Origin of the sequence: Kaistia sp. UC242_56, assembly GCF_044452255.1 — a bacterium.
In the GTDB taxonomy this organism is placed as follows: Bacteria; Pseudomonadota; Alphaproteobacteria; order Rhizobiales; family Kaistiaceae; genus Kaistia; species Kaistia defluvii_A.
Genome location: NZ_JBIOAN010000002.1, coordinates 3,519,986 through 3,538,695 on the forward strand (window position 1 = coordinate 3,519,986; position 18,710 = coordinate 3,538,695).

At 67.4% G+C, this 18,710-nt stretch carries 11 protein-coding genes; 6 read left to right on the forward strand and 5 right to left on the reverse strand.

Annotation, left to right across the window (positions count from 1 at the left end; translation table 11 throughout):
- Window positions 1–3 precede the first annotated feature (3 nt).
- A complete protein-coding gene (cckA, locus tag ACHMWQ_RS19420; protein ID WP_396308725.1) occupies window positions 4–2,547 on the reverse strand; it encodes a cell cycle histidine kinase CckA in 2,544 nt (847 codons plus the stop codon).
- A gap of 527 nt (window positions 2,548–3,074) precedes the next feature.
- On the opposite strand from cckA, the gene ACHMWQ_RS19425 reads away from it, so the two are divergent.
- Complete coding sequence (locus tag ACHMWQ_RS19425) at window positions 3,075–4,424, forward strand: flagellar biosynthetic protein FliO (protein WP_396308726.1); 1,350 nt, start codon at window positions 3,075–3,077, stop codon at window positions 4,422–4,424.
- A gap of 128 nt (window positions 4,425–4,552) precedes the next feature.
- Here the strand turns inward: ACHMWQ_RS19425 and dksA are convergent, their stop codons facing one another.
- Entirely contained in the window at window positions 4,553–4,969 is a 417-nt protein-coding gene (dksA, locus tag ACHMWQ_RS19430; protein ID WP_354550310.1) for an RNA polymerase-binding protein DksA, read from the reverse strand.
- A gap of 373 nt (window positions 4,970–5,342) precedes the next feature.
- On the opposite strand from dksA, the gene ACHMWQ_RS19435 reads away from it, so the two are divergent.
- From ACHMWQ_RS19435 to ACHMWQ_RS19450, 4 genes are all read left to right on the forward strand, one after another.
- Window positions 5,343–5,819, forward strand: coding sequence for a hypothetical protein (locus tag ACHMWQ_RS19435; protein WP_396308727.1), 477 nt, complete (start codon window positions 5,343–5,345; stop codon window positions 5,817–5,819).
- Window positions 5,820–5,967: 148 nt separating this feature from the next.
- Entirely contained in the window at window positions 5,968–6,513 is a 546-nt protein-coding gene (locus ACHMWQ_RS19440) for a histidine phosphatase family protein (protein WP_354550314.1), read from the forward strand.
- Between the two features lie 97 nt (window positions 6,514–6,610).
- A complete protein-coding gene (locus ACHMWQ_RS19445; protein ID WP_396308728.1) occupies window positions 6,611–8,074 on the forward strand; it encodes a YcjX family protein in 1,464 nt (487 codons plus the stop codon).
- Window positions 8,071–9,096 (forward strand): YcjF family protein, encoded by a 1,026-nt coding sequence (locus ACHMWQ_RS19450; protein WP_396308729.1) that lies wholly within the window; start codon window positions 8,071–8,073, stop codon window positions 9,094–9,096. Before ACHMWQ_RS19445 ends, ACHMWQ_RS19450 begins: the two co-directional genes overlap by 4 nt.
- 225 nt (window positions 9,097–9,321) lie before the next feature.
- On the opposite strand, the gene ACHMWQ_RS19455 is transcribed toward ACHMWQ_RS19450, so the two are convergent.
- The 3 genes from ACHMWQ_RS19455 to ACHMWQ_RS19465 form a co-directional block, all read right to left on the reverse strand.
- Window positions 9,322–9,834 carry a cupin domain-containing protein gene (locus tag ACHMWQ_RS19455; protein ID WP_396308730.1) on the reverse strand — a complete coding sequence of 171 codons (513 nt, stop codon included), beginning with the start codon at window positions 9,832–9,834 and terminating at the stop codon, window positions 9,322–9,324.
- A 90-nt stretch (window positions 9,835–9,924) separates the two neighbouring features.
- Entirely contained in the window at window positions 9,925–10,953 is a 1,029-nt protein-coding gene (locus ACHMWQ_RS19460) for an NAD(P)/FAD-dependent oxidoreductase (protein WP_396308731.1), read from the reverse strand.
- 127 nt (window positions 10,954–11,080) lie between these two features.
- On the reverse strand, window positions 11,081–11,401 hold the full coding sequence (locus tag ACHMWQ_RS19465) for a 2Fe-2S iron-sulfur cluster-binding protein (RefSeq protein WP_266329487.1): 321 nt from the start codon (window positions 11,399–11,401) through the stop codon (window positions 11,081–11,083).
- A gap of 761 nt (window positions 11,402–12,162) precedes the next feature.
- On the opposite strand from ACHMWQ_RS19465, the gene ACHMWQ_RS19470 reads away from it, so the two are divergent.
- Window positions 12,163–18,555, forward strand: a complete 6,393-nt coding sequence (locus ACHMWQ_RS19470; RefSeq protein WP_396308732.1) for a hypothetical protein — start codon at window positions 12,163–12,165, stop codon at window positions 18,553–18,555.
- Window positions 18,556–18,710: the final 155 nt, after the last annotated feature.

Sequence of the window (18,710 nt, forward strand, 5' to 3'; positions counted from 1 at the left end):
GGCCTACTGGCCGAGCGTTTCCTTGACGGCGGTCGCCAGCTGCTTGAGCGAGAACGGCTTCGGCAGGAAGTTGAAGGTCTCGCCATCCGGCAGGTTCTTGGCGAAGGCATCCTCGGCATAGCCAGAGACGAAGATGATCTTCAGCCCCGGACGCTCCTTGCGCAGCTCGCGAAGCAGCGACGGGCCATCGAGTTCCGGCATGACGACGTCCGAGACGACAAGATCGATCGTGCCGCCGGTCTCGCGCATGATCTCCAGCGCCTCGATGCCGGAGGCCGCCTCGTGCACGGTGTAGCCGCGGGAGGCGAGCGCCCGGGCGGCGAAGGCGCGCACGGCCTCCTCATCCTCGACCAGAAGAATACTGGCGCTGCCGGTGAGATCGGCGATCTCCGGCGCCTTCTCGGCGATAACCTCGGGCTTGGCCGAGACGAGCGGAACGTGGCGCGGCACGAAGATGCGGAAGGTCGTGCCGACATCCGTCTCGCTGTCGAAGAAGATATGCGCGCCGGTCTGCTTGACGATGCCGTACACCGTCGAGAGGCCGAGGCCGGTGCCCTTGCCGACATCCTTGGTTGAGAAGAACGGCTCGAAAATCTTCGACTGCACCTCGACGGGGATGCCGGTGCCGGTATCCGCCACTTCGATCAGCACGTAGTCGGCCGGCGGCAGCGGCTTGTAGCTGAACTCCGCTACCTCTTCCGGCGTGACGTTGCGCGTACGGATGGTCAGCGTGCCGCCCTTCGGCATGGCGTCGCGCGCATTGACGGCGAGGTTGATGACGACCTGCTCGAACTGGTTGAGGTCGGCCTTGATCGGCCAGACATCGCGGCCATGCACCAGTTGCAGCTTGACCTTCTCGCCGAGCAGACGCTCCAGCAGGATCGAGAGATCGGACAGCACGTCGCCCATCGCCAGCACCTGCGGGCGCAGCGTCTGGCGGCGCGAGAAGGCCAGCAGCTGGCGGACGAGTCCGGCCGCGCGGTTGGCGTTCTGCTTGATGTTCATGATGTCCTGGAAGGACGGGTCGCTCGGCCGATGGTTGGCAAGCAACAGGTCGGAGAAGCCGATGATCGCCGTCAGCACGTTGTTGAAGTCGTGCGCGACGCCGCCGGCCAGCTGGCCGATCGCCTGCATCTTCTGGCTCTGCGCGAATTGCAGCTCCAGCGCCCGCTGCTCGGTCGTCTCCAGCGCATAGACGGTGGCGATCTCGCGCTCGTTGGCGCCCTCGTCGACGGCCGTCACATAGAAGCGCACGCTGCGCTCGCCATGGCCGAGAATGGTGGTGTCGACAGGCGGGATCTCGCTGCGGCCGCCGGCAGCGCTTTCCAGCGCTGCCTCCAGCGCCGGGCGCTCGCTCTCGGCGATCACGTCGATCAGGCGGGCGCGGCTGCCGCCATCCGATTTGATCGGCCCGAACAGGCGCGCGAAGGGCGCGTTGGTGCGGCCGATCCGGCCGGACTTGTCGATCGAGGCGATCGCGAAGGGGGTATGGTTGAAGAAGCGGGTGAAGCGCACTTCCGCCGCGCGCAACGCCTCGGACGTCTCCTCGCCGGGGCCGCGATTGAGTACGATGGTGCGGGTCGCGCCCGGTGCGCCGTCGCCGGCGAAGGGCACGCGATGCAGCAGACGCACCGGCAGGCTCTGGCCGTTCTGCTTGACGAGATCGAGATCGATCGTCTGCGGCCGCATCTCGCCGGAATTCTCGCGGTCGACCGAGAGCAGCGCCGCGCCGTCGCCGCGCACGATGTCGCCGAGCGTGAGGGCGCCGGCCTTGAAATAGGTCAGGTCGATGCCGAGCCAGTCGGCGAGCGTCGCGTTCAGATAGACGATGCGGCCATCCGGCTCGGCCGAGAAGAAGCCGGCCGGCGCATGGTCGAGATAGTCGATGGCGTGCTGCAGGTCCTGGAAGACGGTCTCCTGCTGGGCGCGGTCATGGGTCACGTCGGCGACCTGCCAGGCGGTCAGCAGGCGGCCGTCATCCTTGCCGGCATTCACCGGGCGGACGCGGATGCGATACCAGCGCGGCGTGCCGTTAGCAGGCCCCGCCAGCGGGCTCGGCATGCGCACTTCCTCGACGGCGGCGCGACCTTCGCGGATCGATTGCGACAGGCGGTAGATCGCCTCGCTCGCTGCCTGGTCGCCGGAGAAGACGCGCTCGACGACGCGCACATCCTTGCCCTCGTCGGCGCCGACCAGATCGGCATAGGCGGCATTGGCATAGAGGATGCGGCTGTCCCGATCGGTGATGACCAAGCCTTCGGCCATGCTGTCGATGAAGCCGCGGCCGAGATCGTCGCGCGGCGAGCGGCCGGTGAAGCGCATCAGCCCGATGGCCGCAGCGAACAGCGTGAAGACGCCGACCACGGCGAGCAGTCCGAGCAGCGCGAAGATGAAGGGCTCCGCCGCCTGGGGCGGCAGCAGGGCAAAGGCGAGCGCCGCGCCGACCAGGCAGCAGGCAAGCACCAGCAGTCGCCCGATCCCGCCGGGGCGATCCGACCGATCGACCAGCGCGCGGCGATGCGTTTTCTGGTTGCTGTCGTCGGTCATGCCGTCACGCGGCTCGACTTGTGCGGCATGAACCCCTGCACCCCGGTCTGCCCATCTGTTCATAGATCCTTGCGAACGCTTGTTGACCGCGAAGAATCGCTGTTCGCTTCTAACAGGCAGAATGCGGAGGATCGCTTGTTAATTCAACGCAGACCGGCGGAAATCGGGGCAGGACGGCAGGCTCTCCCCTAAAGAGGGAGCCTCCCCCTGCCCCCGCAGGATCGAGAATCACCGGCGACATGAAGCCGGCTGAGCCCTGACAAGGCCACTTTTCCCAGAACAATGACGCCTTCAACGCGCATGGACATGCGAATCCACTGGATTCTGCCACAGCCATGGTCAATGAATTCTTAACGGCGCCAAGGGATTGTTGGCGACGGCTGGTGTTGCGGGGCCTTTCCAGGCCTAGCGCCCGGCAAAGACGTCGAATAAGCAAGGAATCGAGCCGAGACGCCTGATGGCGCTGGTTCGATCCGTTTCATGGCCTGCATGCGGGCAGCACCGGAATCGGAAGTCGGGAGAGTAAGATGCACGATTATCTGGCGCCAATGTTCGGCGACACAGGCGCGACCATTGCCCAGTTCGTGATCACGCTCGTCGTGGTTCTCCTGGTCATCCTGGTGGTCTTCTGGCTGATCCGCCTGTTCACCAATGGCAGTCTCGGCGCCAACCCGGCGCGCGGCCGCCAGCCGCGGCTCGCCGTGCTGGACGCCCTGCCGCTCGACCAGCGCCGCCGGCTGATCCTGGTGCGCCGCGACAATGTCGAGCACCTGATCCTGATCGGTGGCCCGAGCGACGTGGTCGTCGAGCCCGGCATCCAGCGCCCGCAGCAGCAGACGCGCCGTCTCGAGCCCTTGCGCCAGGAGCCGATCCGGCAGGAACCGATCCGTCCGGATCCGATCCGCCAGGAGCCGCAGCGTCCGGAGCCGGTTCCGGCCCGCGCCGAGCCGGCCCCGGCGCGCCCGATGCCGCAGACCGCCCGCGCCGTGCCGCCCGTCGCGGAAGGTGCCGCGCGCCCGGCGGAATCGCGCCGCCCGGATCTGGCGCAGCCGGCCGACATTCAGCCGGCCGAAGCGCCCTTGCCCGCCGAGGCGTCCGCTCGCCGTCCGGCTGCGGTTTTCGAAGAGGAATCGGAATCGATCGAGGAGCGCGTGACCGAGACGGACTTCGCGCCGACCGAACCCGACGCCAGCTTCGAGCCCGCGCCCCAGCCGCAGCGCGCCGCCCCGCCGGCTCCCTCTACCCCGCCGCAGCGCCCGGCGCCCGAGCCGCGCACCGGCCGGGGCTTCCCGAGCTTCCTGTCCGGCAATCGTCCGCGCCACACGCCGACCACCGTCGAGATCCCGCCGGAATCGGTTCCCATGCCGCGCCCGATGCCGGCGGCATCGCCCTCCGAGCCGAATGAAGGTCGTCCGACCGGCCAGCGCCCCCGCCCCTACGATCCGCGCCCGCTGCTCGGCTCGCAGCAGACGCCGGTAGCCCCCAACGCCGCGCCGGCGCCTTCCGTCGACCCGGCCCGCGCCGGACCGCGCCGTCCGATCATTCCGCCCGCGCCTCCGGTGATCTCAGATGCCGATCCCTTCGCGGGAATGGAGGACGAGGCCGACCGCCTGGCGCGCTTCGAGCCGATCTTCGATCTGGGACCGGACTCGGCCAGCGCCGACGACGCGCATCTCTATGGCGCGCCGCCCCGCTCCTCCGCTCCTTCGGTCGAGCCGCCGCAGCCGGAAGACGCCCCGGTGGCGATCGCCGAGGACTTCATCGAAGCGCCGCAGCCGGAATCGCCCGCACCCTCCGAGGTCTCGTCGTCGGTCGGCGATCTCGAAAAGGAAATGGCGCGCCTGCTGGGCGAGATTTCCAACGCTCGCAAGAGCTAAGCGAGGCCTGGGCCACGGTTCGCTAGGGCGAACCGTCGGTACCGCGTGGCTCTGCCAGCGCGAAAGCAACAAAAAGGGCGCGGAACCATGGTTCCGCGCCCTTTTCAATTCTTCGAAGGACGATCGCGCTATTCGTCGCGATAGACGCGCTCGCGCCGCTCATGGCGCTCCTGTGCCTCGATCGACAGCGTTGCGATCGGCCGGGCGTCAAGACGCTTGAGGCTGATCGGTTCGCCGGTTTCCTCGCAGTAGCCGTAGCTGCCATCATCGATCCGCTGCAGGGCGGCATCGATCTTGGCGATCAGCTTGCGCTGACGATCACGGGCCCTGAGTTCGATCGCGCGATCCGTCTCCGACGACGCACGGTCGGCGAGATCCGGATGGTTTACGTTTTCGTCCTGCAAATGCTGAAGGGTTTCCCGGGACTCCCGGAGAATATCGTCTTTCCAGGCGAGGAGCTTCTTGCGGAAGTACTCCCTTTGCCGCTCGTTCATGAAGGGTTCGGCTTCCGAAGGCCGATACGCTTCAAGGGTATCTAGCGTCATGAATGACCCCTTGTCGATGGCATTTCGGCGCGGAATATAGCGATGCGTCTTGCCTAGGACAACCGCCCGCGAGCGGGATTATGAGACTCCCGAAAAAAGCACTTTCGAAGCCGGCTATGACGGCCGCCGAAGTTTCGGGTTTCTCTTCAACCCATTGAATATACTTGAAATACTCATGCCGCCGCCAAACCGGAAAATGGCCTTGTTGCGGCGCAATAGGCCCGCGACGACCGTGACATTGCCGCAACGGAAGGTAAAACTTCGTTAATATTACCAATGTTTGAATGAGCTTTGCGGCCAGAGCTGCCGGTCCCGCGTCCAGGCGGGTGGCCTACCGTTCCGCGTCCGCTGCGCTCGACCAGGGAAAATCTCGGTGACTGAAGCTCGATCCCAGCACGCCCACCGCAGGCCCTCGCCGGAGCCGGCACCCAAAGCCGGAAACCCCGACGCCGCCACCACGCTCACCGGCATCGAGGCGACCATGGATGCCCTGCTGCAGCTGATCGAAGCCGAGGCCGAGCTGCTGCGCGCCGGCAAGATCTTCGCCGCGCGCGAACTGGGCCAGCGCAAGAGCTATTATGCCAAGCGCTACATGGACGAACTCGCCGTGCTGGGCGCGATCGGCCAGAGCCTGGAAGACCTCGATCCGGGCCAGGTCGCCCGACTGCGCCAGCGGCACGAGGAGTTCCGCTCGGTGCTGCAGATCAACCTTGCCGCCTTGGCGACCGCCCGCGCCGTTTCCGACAGCGCGCTCCAGGCCGTGGTCGACAATTCGCGCAATGTCCGCCGTCCCGAGCCTTATAATGGGGAAGTGCGCCCCAATCCGCGCTTCGCTCGCAACGCGGGCTGACGCCACTCCCCCTGCCGATCGGCGCCCCGTCTCCCTTCGGCGCCGGATTGAGTTCGGAAGCAAGCCATGACAGCGTATTCATCAGAACGCGCGCGGCTGCCTCGATTGAGGTAGAATTCGCGGCCGAACCGGGAACGAAACGACCAACATGCGTCTTCTTCTGCTCCGCCACGCCAAGTCCGCCTGGGATGTCGCCGGCCTCGCCGATTTCGATCGACCGCTGGCCCCTCGCGGACGGCGCGCGGCCACGATGATCGGCGAGCATCTCGCGGCCCACCGCCTGATCCCGGACCGCATTCTCTGCTCCTCCGCCCGCCGCACGCGCGAGACGCTGATGGGGCTGATGCCGATGATCTCGACCGATCTGGAGATCCGCATCACGCGCGGGCTCTACGAAGTCGGCGCCGACGCCTATATCGACACGATCGGCGCGCTGGGCGGCAATGCGCGCAACCTCATGATGATCGGCCACAACCCGACCATGCAGGACACCGCCATCGAACTGATCGGCAACGGCAATCCCGCGTTGCGCGAGGAGATCGCCGACAAGTTCCCGACCGCCGGCCTGGCGGTCATCGACTTCGACATCCACAAATGGTCGGAACTCCGGCCCCGGACCGGGCGTGTCGTCGCCTTCTTCCGCCCGCGCGAGTTGGAGCTGGTCGGCTCCGAACCGATCGCCGACGACGAATAGATCTTTTGCCGCCCGCCGGCCGTGCCTACATGGGACAGCGGCCGGCTGTTCGGCCCAGACGCGAGCGGCCGCACTCCTCCGGCCAGGAACGGGACCCTTGAAGCTGACCACGCTGACCGACGAAGCGCGCCTCGCGCTCGCAACGCTTGGAGATCGCGCGGCGGATCTCGTCTCGCCGACCGTCCGCCTGGGGGTCACGGGGCTGGCGCGCGCCGGCAAGACGGTCTTCATCACGGCGCTGGTGCACAATCTTGTCCATGGCGGCCGCCTGCCGCTGTTCCGCGCCTATTCGACGGGCCGCGTGACCGGCGCCAAGCTGGAGCCTCAGCCCGACGACGACGTGCCGCGCTTCGATTACGAGGATCACGTCCGCGCCCTGGTCGACCAGCGCATCTGGCCGGATTCGACCTACCGGATCAGCGAATTGCGGCTGACCATCGCCTACGAATCCGCGTCCTATTTCAAGCACCGCTTCGGGCCCGGCAAGCTCAACCTCGACATCGTCGATTATCCCGGCGAGTGGCTGCTCGATCTCCCCCTGCTCGCCAAGGACTACGCCAGCTGGTCGCGCGAGGCGCTCGGCATGGCCCGAAGCCCGGCGCGAATGGCCGCCGCCGCCCCCTGGCTGGCGCGGCTCGAGACCATCGATCCCGCGGCAGCAGAGGACGAAGCCGTGGCGCGCGAGCTGGCGGCGCTGTTCACCGGTTATCTGCGCGCCTGCCGCGCCGATGAAAACGCCATGTCGACCCTGCCGCCCGGCCGCTTCCTGATGCCGGGCGATCTCGAGGGCTCGCCGGCGCTGACCTTCTCGCCGCTCCCCGAGCGGGAAGACGCCCTGCCGCCCGGCTCGCTCGGCCGGATGATGGCGCGCCGCTACGAGGCCTATAAGTCCGTGGTGGTAAAGCCATTCTTCCGCGATCACTTCGCCCGGCTCGACCGCCAGATCGTGCTGGTCGACGCGCTGAACGCGCTGAATGCAGGCCCCGCCGCCGTGGCCGATCTCGGCGCTGCGCTGACCGAGATCCTCGGCTGCTACCGGCCCGGCTCCGGCTCGTGGCTGGGCGGGCTGATGACCCGCCGTATCGACCGCATCCTGATCGGCGCCACCAAGGCCGACCACCTGCATCACGCCGACCATGACCGGCTCGAAGCGATCCTGTCCCGCCTGCTGGCGCCGGCGATCGAACGGGCCTCGGCCGCCGGCGCGCGCGTCGAGGTGGCGGCCCTCGCCTCGGTCCGCGCCACCCGCGAAGGCGTGGTCATCCAGGACTCGGAAAAGTTGCCGTCGATCATCGGAACGCCGCTCGCCGGCGAGACGATCGATGGCGAGACCTTCGACGGCAAAACCGAAATCGCGTTCTTTCCCGGCGACTTGCCGAACAATCCTGATTCAGTTCTTTCAGGCGCTGACTCAACTTCTGAACTGGGCCAGACCTCGCTGCGCTTCGTCCGTTTCCGTCCGCCCGCGCTGGAGCGGACGGCGGAGGGCATCACCCTCTCGCTGCCGCATATCCGCCTCGACCGGGCGCTGGAATTCCTGATCGGAGACCGGCTGTCATGACCGACATTCCGCGCAAGCCGACCGCCTTCCGCCTCGACCGCATCCGCGTCGTCGACGATCCCGATATCGCGCACCGCCCCGGCGACCGGCCGGTGGTGATCGCCGAGCCGGAGGAACTGGAACTGCCGGTTCCTGTCCTGCCGAAGCCGCGCCGCGGCCCGCGCTGGGCGAACATTCTTGTCTCCGCGCTCGGCATCCTGCTGTCGCTTGGCATCGGTCTCGCCGTCGACCAGTTGATCCGGGATCTGTTCCAGCGCGCCGAATGGCTTGGCTGGTTCGCGCTGGCGGTGGCCGCCATTGGCGGGATGGCGCTGATCGCCCTCGCCTTCCGCGAGATCGGTGGCCTCCTGCGACTGCGGCGGATCACGAGGATTCGCGAGGCGGCCGAAGACGCCGCCCGCCGCGACGACCGCATCGCCGCCCGCGCCTCGGTGCGCGACCTGACGGAACTCTATGGCGAGCGCCCGGACACGGCGCATGGCCGCGCCGCCTTGGCGCAGCACGCCGCCGAGATCATCGACGGACGCGACCTGATCGGCCTCTCCGAGCAGGAGCTGCTGCGCCCGCTCGATATCGCCGCGCAGACGCTGGTGCTATCCGCTGCCAAGCGGGTGACGCTGGTGACCGCGATCTCGCCGCGCGCGCTGGTCGACCTGCTGTTCGTGCTGGTGACCGCGCTGCGGCTGATCCGCCAGCTCGGCCAGCTCTATGGCGGCCGGCCCGGCACGCTCGGCTTCCTCCGCCTCGCCCGCACCGTCATCGCCCATCTCGCCGTTACCGGTGGCATGGCGGCGGGCGACTCACTGGTGCAGCAGATCCTGGGCCACGGCATCGCAGCCCGCCTTTCGGCGCGACTTGGCGAAGGCGTGATCAACGGCATCTTGACGGCGCGCGTTGGCATCGCCGCGATCGACGTCTGCCGCCCCCTGCCCTTCATCGCCGAAAAGCCGCCGGCGATGGCGGACTTCATCGCGGAACTGACCAAGATCGGCGGCAAGGGCGGCCGCAAACCGGAAGCGTAAGGCGGCCGGGCGCGGGGCTGGGTCGTCGCAAGGCCCTTCAGACTTTAGCCCTCGCACTGCCGTCATCCTCGCGCAGGCGAGGATCCATGCAGCTGTGATACCGGGAGGTTCGCTCCAGACCGAACTACCCGAGAGCATGATGGCAAAGAACCCGGCTGCATGGATCCCGGGTCAAGCCCGGGATGACGCCGAGTGTGGGGATGCCTCGGACCTCGGACCTCGCCCCTAGCCCTGCACCCAATGGGTGCGCAGCGGGCCTTCGGCGCCGCGGATCGGGTCCTGGCCTGGCATCTCGAGCGCACGGATCCTGGCCCGGACCGCCACGCCGTCGACGACGTCGTCGTCGCGTATCAGATCCCAGCGCTGGCCGACGGGATAGGCGCCGACGACCAACAGGTCGGGACTGGAGCTGAGGCGCTTGTGCCCGACACCGGCCGGAATGAGTACGGCATCGCCGGCCGCCAGTTCCATCGCCTTGCCGGTTTCGCCGCCGAGCTGGACGGTCACCGTCCCGGAAGCGATGCCGAGCACTTCATGCGCGGTCGAATGGTAGTGATGGAACGGATACATGCCGTTCCGCCAGGTGCCGCCCCAGCCATGCGACGCGAACAGGCGCTCGAAGGCGGAGGCGCGGTCGGTGCCGTCCTCCGTCAACGCCTGCCGATAGAGGATCAGCGGCAAGGACGGGTTATTGGGGATGTCGCCGGCATCGGCGAATTCATGCGTGCTGGATTTCATCGTCGTCTCCGACTCTGGATCATCGGAAAACGGGCCGAGCCGCCCGGAGTTCCGGCCCGGCGCTGTCGCCGGGCCATCGGGCGCGGTCGGTCAGGCGACGCCGAGCTTCTTCTGCAGGCTGGTCGACGAGGTCGTGTACTGGAACAGGATCTTCTTGTCCGGGAACACGATCCGGCTCGCGGCCTGCGCCATCAGCGCCGCCTCGTGGAATCCGGACAGGATCAGCTTCAGCTTGCCGGGATACCAGTTGATGTCGCCGATCGAGAAGATGCCCGGCTCCGAGGTCTGGAACTTCTCGGTGTCGACCTTGATCAGGTTCTCATGCAGGTTGAGGCCCCAATTGGCGATCGGGCCGAGCTTCATCGTCAGGCCGAAAAAGGGCAGCAGACGCGTCGTCGGCAGCTTGTGCTCGTTGTCGTCATTATCGGCGATGACAGCGTGCGTGATCTGACCATCGGCGCCCTCAAGCCCGGTGACCTGACCGAACATCAGCTTCATCTCGCCCGCCTCGACCAGCGCGCGCATCTTGTTGACGCTGTCCGGCGCGGCGCGGAAAGCGTCGCGGCGGTGCATCAGCGTGACGCTGCGGGCGATCGGCTGCAGGTTCAGCGTCCAGTCGAGCGCTGAATCGCCGCCGCCGACGATCAGGATGTCGTGGTCGCGGAAGGATTCCATCTTGCGGACGGAATAGAAGACCGACTTGCCTTCGAAGTTCTCGATCGAGGGCACCGGCGGGCGCTTGGGCTGGAACGAACCGCCGCCGGCCGCGATCACGACGACCTTGGTGAGGAACACCTTGTCGGCATCGGTCGTGACTCGGAACGAACCGTCTTCCAGGCGCTCAATGCCGTTCACCTGCTCGCCGAGATGGAAGGTCGGATCGAACGGCTTGATCTGCGCCATCAGGTTTTCGGTCAGGCCGTCGCCGGTGATGATCGGAAACGCCGGAATGTCGTAGATCGGCTTTTCGGGATAGAGCTCGGCGCACTGGCCGCCGGGCTTGTCCAGGATATCGATCAGGTGGCAGCGAACGTCCAGCAGGCCCAGTTCGAAGACGGCAAACAGTCCGACAGGTCCAGCGCCGACGATGACGACATCGGCTTCGATGGTTTCGCTCATGATCATACCGTTAAAATAGTGAATGCGCGCGACGTTTAACCGCTGCGCGCACCGCTGCAAAGGATCAAAGTTCCGCGCAAACGCCTCCAGCGAGCAAAACCAACCTCACTCGCGGCCGCGCTGGGGCTTAGCCCTGGCGCTCGGGGATCCGGACGATCAGGCCGTCCAGCTCGGGCTTGACGCGGATCTGGCAGGAGAGACGCGAATTCGGCTGTACGTCCTGGGCGAAGTCGAGCATGTCCTCCTCCATCGCCTCCGGCTCGCCGGTGATCGCAACCCAGGCCTCATCGACATAGACATGGCAGGTGGCGCAGGCGCAGGCGCCGCCGCATTCCGCCTCGATGCCGGGCACCGCATTGCGCACGGCGTTTTCCATGACGGTGGAGCCGTCACGGGCTTCAATCTCGTATGGCGTACCGTCAAAGGCGATATAGGTGATCTTGGCCATGGCATCCGCGACGCTGCAAAAGACCGCCCCCTATAGGCGATATGCCGCTTGCGTGCCAAGGCCTGTGCGCAGCCGCGCCCGCGACCGATTGGTACTCCGGCCCCGCCGGCATGGGCGCAGCCGACCCGAAATCCGATGCGATGGTTAACGATCGATCGCCGATCCGACGCCCGCGAATCCCCTAGCGAAATCGCGGTGCCGCGCAGACTTTCCGTTTCGTCATGCGGGCGTCGGATGGTCTAGATCGCAATCGGCGACCGAAAAGGCTGCAACCGCGATCGCGAATATTTCGCGTCGTTCGAAGAGCCGCTCTGAAAGAGCCAATTCGACAGGCGAACCGCCGCGAAAAACACGTCACAGCCGCAAGGCACAAAGATGATCGAGATCCAATACAACCTGGGCGGGCCAAAGGGCCGTTCAACGGGTTGCGACGTCTTTCCGTTTGGACACAACTGCTCCGGCCGGTCTCGCGGGGAGCCGGGACGCACGCCGTCAATACCTTGTTAACAAATTGCGACCGAAAGCCGTACTTTCTTGTACCCCTGCCCCTAATGTGCCAAAAGGTGGGGCTACGGGCAAGGGTGTGAAGGCCGATCTGGATCGCGAGTATGGCGTCTCCGGGGGACAGGCTGATCTACGGGTTGTGGCAATCTCGGCGCACGTATCAAGCGCTAGCTGTGTCCTGGAAGCATCCTCGTGCTTTTGACGGGTTCCCGTCGAAGCGGCCGACAGAGTATCGAGTACGGACGCGAGGCTAAAAAATGGCGAATACCCCGAAGTCCAAGGACCCGGTGGATGCAGCGCTCACCGCCGTGGAGGAGGCGCTCCGGATCGATTTCGACGCTCCGACGGCGGCAAGCCCGAGGGCACCTGCTGGTGGCGTTCCACGTGATCGCCGGCTTGAGCCGCCCCGACTTCAGGAGGCGCCCCGCAAGGGAGATGCGCCCCGCCGCGCCGATGCGCCGCGCAAGGTAGAAGCCCCAGCAGCGGCTGCGAATCGCGCCCTGCCCTCCCCGACCCGTTCCGAAGAAGCCGGCGCCTCGCCGCGCGGCCGCCAGTCCAGCCGCAACAGCCGCATGCCCGCCAATGACGACCGTCGCGTCGGCGGTGCCTCGCTGCCCGCGCGCCGTCCGTCGCGCCTGATCTATCCGCTCGCCTCGCTGTTCTCGATCGCCTGGGTCGGCGCCATTGCGGCCTATGTGAGCTCCGCCAATATCAGCCTGTTCTCCGGCGACAGCGCCGTGGGCTCGGCCCAGTTCACCAATATTGCGCTCGCCCTAGTGCTGCCGGTCGGCATCGTCTGGGGTATCGCCATGATGGTGGCCCGCGCCCAGGAAATGCGCATCGCCGCGCGCTCGATCTCCGATGTCGCCGCCCGCCTCTCCGAACCCGAGGACGCCGCTTCTGAAGCCGTCGTTACCGTCAGCCAGGCCATCCGCCGCGAAGTCGCCGCCATGGGCGACGGCATCGAGCGGGCACTGGCCCGCGCCAGCGAGCTCGAACTGCTCGTCCATAACGAAGTCGCCGCGCTCGAACGCTCCTATTCCGACAATGAAGTCCGCATGCGCGGCCTGATCGACGACCTCGCCAACCAGCGCGAGGCGATCGTCATCAATTCCGAGCGCGTCCGCACCTCGATCGTTTCGGCGCAGGAATCGCTGTCGAAGGATCTGGGCGAGGCGAGCGAGCAGATCGCCGCCAACATCATCGGCTCCGGCGACCGCATCACCCAGGCCCTGGCCGGACGCGGCGAAAACATCACCACTGCGCTCGGCACGGCCGGCGACGAGATGATCAGCAAGCTGTCGCTGCGCGGCGAGGATCTGGTCAACCGCCTGACCAGCGCCGCCACCGACGTCACCGAATCCTTCTCGCGCACCAGCGTCGAAGTGACGGACGTGCTGCTGTCGCGCAGCGCCGACATCAACGAGACGCTCGAGACGACCGGCCGCGCCATGGCCGAAACCGTCGCGGAGCGCGGCCGCGAGGTCAACGAGACCCTGGCGCGCGTCACGGAAGAGCTGACCGAAGGCCTCGACCGCCGCACCGCCGACATGACCCGCTCGATCTCGGTCACCGGCAACCAGGTCGCCGAGACGATTTCGCTGCACACCCGCGAAGTGAACGCGGCGCTCAAATCCAATGCGGACAGCCTGATCGTCGACCTGGCCCTGCGCGGCCAGGAGATCAACGACAAGCTCGACGAGACCGGCAACCGCATCGCCGATACCATTTCCGACCGCGGCGGCGACCTCGCCGACCGTCTGGCGCTGACCGGCGACCGGATCCAGGACGCCATCGCCATCGACGGCAGCGCGCTCGCGGAGCGGCTGACCTCGGCCGGCGACATCATGGCGACGCTGATCGAAGCCCGCACGGCGGCGCTGCGCGACACCATCGACGGCGCTTCCAACGCGGTCAACGAGACCTTTGACGCCCGCTCGGCCGAGCTGACCGAGCGCCTCGCCACCGTCGGCGGCGAAGTCGCCAAGGCGATCGCGGTGCGCGGCCTCAAGGTCAACGAGACGATCATCGCCTCCGGCAACGAGATTTCCGAGACCATCGCCTCGCGCGCCGGCCTGCTGCATGAGCGGATCATCGAATCCGGCAAGCAGATCTCCGACACGATGGAGAGCCGCGGCACTGCCGTTTACGACCTGATCATCGAATCGAGCCAGCAGCTGGCTGATGCGATCGAGACGCGCGGCTCGGCCGTTCACCAGCGCATCCTGCATTCCGGCAACGAGATCGCCTCGACGATCGAGAGCCGCGGCACCGACATCCACGAGCGCATCCTCGCTTCGGGCAGCCGTTTCGCCGACGAGATCGCCAACCGCGCCGACAGCGCGCACCAGCAGATCCTCGCTTCCGGCACCGAACTGGCGGACGCGATCGAAAGCCGCGCCGGCGCCGTGCACCAGCGCATCCTCGCTTCCGGAACCGAGCTGGCCGACACGATCGAGAGCCGCGCCGAAGCCGCGCACCAGCGCATCATCGCTTCGGGCACCAACCTGGCCGGCGAGATCGAGAGCCGCGCCGAAGTGGCGCATGAGCGCATCCTGACCTCGGGCAGCAATCTGGTCGGCGAGATCGAGACGCGCGCCCAGGCGGCGCATGAGCGGATCCTGTCTTCCAGCGTCAATCTGGCCGGCGACATCGAGAGCCGGGCCGAGGCCGTGCACAAGCGCATCGTCGCTTCCGGCACCGAACTGGCCGGCGAGATCGAAAGCCGCGCCCAGGCGGTGCATGAGCGCATCCTTTCCAGCGGCACCGAGCTGGCGCAGGACATCACCGACCGCGCCGATGCTGTCCACCAGAGCATCATCGCGTCCGGCACCGACATCTCCGGCGAGATCGAGCGTCGCGGCCTCGATGCGCAGCAGCGCATCGTCAGCTCCGGCTCGGAACTGGCCGACGAACTGGCCAACCGCGCCACCGCGATCCACCAGCGCATCCTTTCCTCGGGCAGCGAGATCGCGGCCGAGATCGAAAGCCGCGGCACCGACGTGCATCAGCGCATCGTCAGCTCCGGTTCCGAACTCGCCAACGAGATCACCAGCCGCGCCGAAGCCGTGCACCAGCGCATCATCGTCTCCGGCAGCGAAATCGCTGACGAGATCGAGAACCGCGCCTCGACCGTGCATCAGCGCGTGATCCAGGCCGGCACCGGCCTGATCGAGGAGATCGAGACCCGCACCGGCGCCGTGCATGACCGGATCGTCACCGCCGGCTCGTCCCTGATCGGCGACATTGCCGGCCAGGCGAGCCTGGCGCAGGAGCAGATGCTGGAAGCCAGCGCCGGCCTTGCCGACCAGATCGCCAACCAGGCGCTCTCCGCGCATCGCCAGTTCATCTCGTCCGGCAATACGCTGATCGGCGAGCTGACCAGCCAGGCGCGCGCCGCGCATGAGGAGATCGTCACCTCGGGTTCGGGCTTGGTCGACCAGATCGCCAGCCATGCCCGCCTCGCCAACGAGCAGATCGTCGCGTCCGGCACGTCGCTCTCGGAAGAGATCGCCAACCAGGCCCGCGTCGCGCATGACCGGATCCTGACCTCCGGCTCCGGGCTCGCCAACGAGATCGAAGACCGCGCCAATGCCGTGCATCAGCGCATCGTCAGCTCCGGCGCCAATCTCGCCAACGAGATCGAGGGCCGCGCCACGGCCGTGCATGAGCGCATTGTTGCCTCGGGCACCGACCTGGCCGGCGAGATCGAGAACCGCGCCACCTCCGTGCATGACCGGATCGTCGATACGTCCAGCCGCTTCGGCGACCTGATCAACGATCGCGGCCTTGCCATCGCAACCGGTCTCGACGAGCGCTTCGCGGCGCTGCGCGACATCATCGAGGTTCGCGGCCCCGAACTGGTCACCCGCTTCGCCGATCGCGCCAACCTGATGGACACGACGCTGGCGGAACGCCTCGAAGGCTTCGGCGACGCGATCGAATCCAAGATCGGCGCCGTCTCCGAGACGCTCGACAGCAATACCCGTCGCATCGACGAGGCCCTGGACGCCCGCTCGGCCCAGATCAACCAGACCCTGATCGAGCGCACGCGCCACATCGCCGAGGCCTTCTCCAACGGCCAGGCCGAAATCGGCGCGATCATCGACGACCGCCTGTCGGACGTGACCAACCGTCTCTCGGATCGCACCCAGGCCCTTTCGGACATGCTGTCCGAGCGCTGGCAGTCGATCAACGAGACGCTGGGCGAAAAGGCAGTCGAGGCAGCCAACAGCTTCGACGCCCGCGCCGCGCAGATGGACCAGATCCTCTCGACGCGCCTCAGCGACATCAGCTCGACGCTCGGCCGTGAATCGGTCCGCGCCGCCGAGCAGATCGTTGGCTCGCTCTCGGACGCGACCGAGCAGCTCGTTGCTGCCTCGACCACGACCAGTGGCGTGCTGCGTGCCTCGGCAAGCGACGCCTCGCAGAGCCTGACCCAGTCGGCGGCCGACGCCACCCAGGTCTTCTCGCAGTCCGCGGCCGAAGCGACGCAGGCGCTGATGCAGTCGGTGGAAGACGCGTCGCAGAACCTCACCCGTTCGGCGGCCAATGCTTCCGAAAGCGTCACGCTTTCGGCCAATCAGGCATCCGAGGCCCTGTCGCAGGTGGCGAGCTCGACGGTCGAGCTGCTGTCGACCTCGAGCGCTGACGCGGCCGGTCACCTGTCGCGGGTTTCCGCCGAAGCTGCCGAGCAGATTTCGCGGGTCTCCCTCGAAGTCGAGCAGAGCCTCGGCGGCCGTGCGATGAACACGGCCAGCGCGCTGGAAGAACGGACCCGCGCCTTCAACGCGGTTCTCGAGACCCGCAGCGCGGAACTCGCCCAGTTGCTCGACGGCGAAGGCAACCGCCTCGTCGCAGCGATCGATCAGCGCAGCAACGACCTGACCAGCAGCGTCGCCACCGCCGGCGACACCATCGTCGACCTGCTGTCGACGAAGGGCTCCGAGATCGTCTCGATGGTGCTGTCGCGCACCGACGAGGCGGCCCGCGCCCTGATCGACAGCGGCGAGACCGTGTCGCGCAGCTTCGGCTCCACCAATGAGCGGCTCCGCACCGACGTGGCCGGCATCGTCGACCGCCTGGCGCAGTCGAACGAGATGCTCAACGCGCTGCTGACCCGCACCACCGAGAACCTGAACCAGATCGAGACGGGTCTCGCGACCCGGACCGGCGAGTTCGCCCAGGCGATCGAACAGGCCATCGGCGGCACGCAGAATTCCTCCACCCTGCTCGCCTCGCAGGTCGAGATGCTGCGCGACGTGTCGAAGGACGTGCTGGAAAATGTCGGCGCCATCGCCGGCCGCTTCGAGGACCAGGGCCGCTCGCTCAGCCTCGCCGCCAGCACGCTCACCTCGGCCAACAGCGAGATCGAAGGTTCGATCGAGCAGCGTCGCATCGCCCTCGACCAGCTCGCCCAGAGCCTTGCCGCCCGCTCGTCCGAGCTGGATGGCATGATGCGCACCTTCACGGAAACCGTCAGCACCTCGCTGAAGGATGCCGAGGAGCGCGCTGCCGAGGTCGCCCGGATGCTCGCCCGTTCGAGCGAGACCGCCGCCAAGGGCGTTCTCGAGAACCTCGAGGGCATGCAGGCTACCGCCAGCAGCCAGAGCCAGAAGGCAGCCGACGCCGTCCGCGAGGCGAACCGCGCCCTGATGGAAGACATGGCCGCCGTGGTGGCCCAGGCGACCAAGCAGTTCTCGGCCGCGACCGATGAAATGCGCTCCGCCGCCAAGGAGATGGCGCAGGATCTCGAAACCACCCGCACCGAACTGAAGCGTGGCGTGCTCGAGCTCCCGGCCGAAACGCGCGAAAGCGCCGACGCCATGCGCCGGGTCGTCACCGACCAGCTGAAGGCCCTTTCCGAGCTTTCGGAAATCGTCGGCAAGCATGGCAAGTCGCTCGACGTCTCGGTCCCCGGCACGCCGGCTCCGGCGCCGCGCGGCCGCATCGCCGAGGCAGCGCCCTCCTTCGCCCGGTCGCAGCCGGCCGCCGCGCCGTCCCTCCGCCAGCCGGCACCCGAGCCGGTTCGCGCCGCGGCCGTCGCTCCGACTCCGGCGGCGCCTGCCCCGGTTGCCCAGCGCCCTGCCCCGGTTCGTCCGGCTCCTGTCGAGCCGGCCCGTCCGGCGGTTTCGGCCCGCCCGGCTCCGGCCCCGGCCCGCGCCGAGGCCAAGCCCGCTCCGGCCACGGAACAGGCCGAGCCGCGCGGCTGGGTCTCCGACCTGCTGCGCCGCGCCTCGCGCGACGAAGACCACAGCGCCGCTCCGGTCGAGCGTCGTGAGGCGGAAGCTCCGGCTGCCGCCGCCGGCAACGGCGCGTCGCTCGGCAACCTCTCTTCCGACATTGCCCGGGCGATCGACCCGCGCGCGGCGGCGGAGCTCTGGGAGCGTCACCATCGCGGCGAGAAGAACGTCTTCACCCGCCGCCTCTATACGCTGGCGGGCCAGCAGACCTTCGACGAGATCCGCCGCAAGTATCAGAGCGAGGCGGACTTCAAGGCAGCGGTCGATCGCTATGTCGGCGATTTCGAGCGCCTGCTGAAGGAAGTGGCCCGCAACGGCCAGGACACGGCCGGCAACAATGCCTACCTCGTGTCCGATACCGGCAAGGTCTACACGATGCTCGCCCATGCGAGCGGCCGTTTCGACTGATCGACCCGGCACCGGAATCCCAAAAGGGCGCAGCCAAGGCTGCGCCCTTTTTCGTTGGGGCCCGCTCGTTGCGACCAGAAGGTCACACGGCCGGCTGCATTGCGATTAATGGGCTGTTCCGGATTGTCGCAGTCCCGGCGCGGGACTAGACAGGC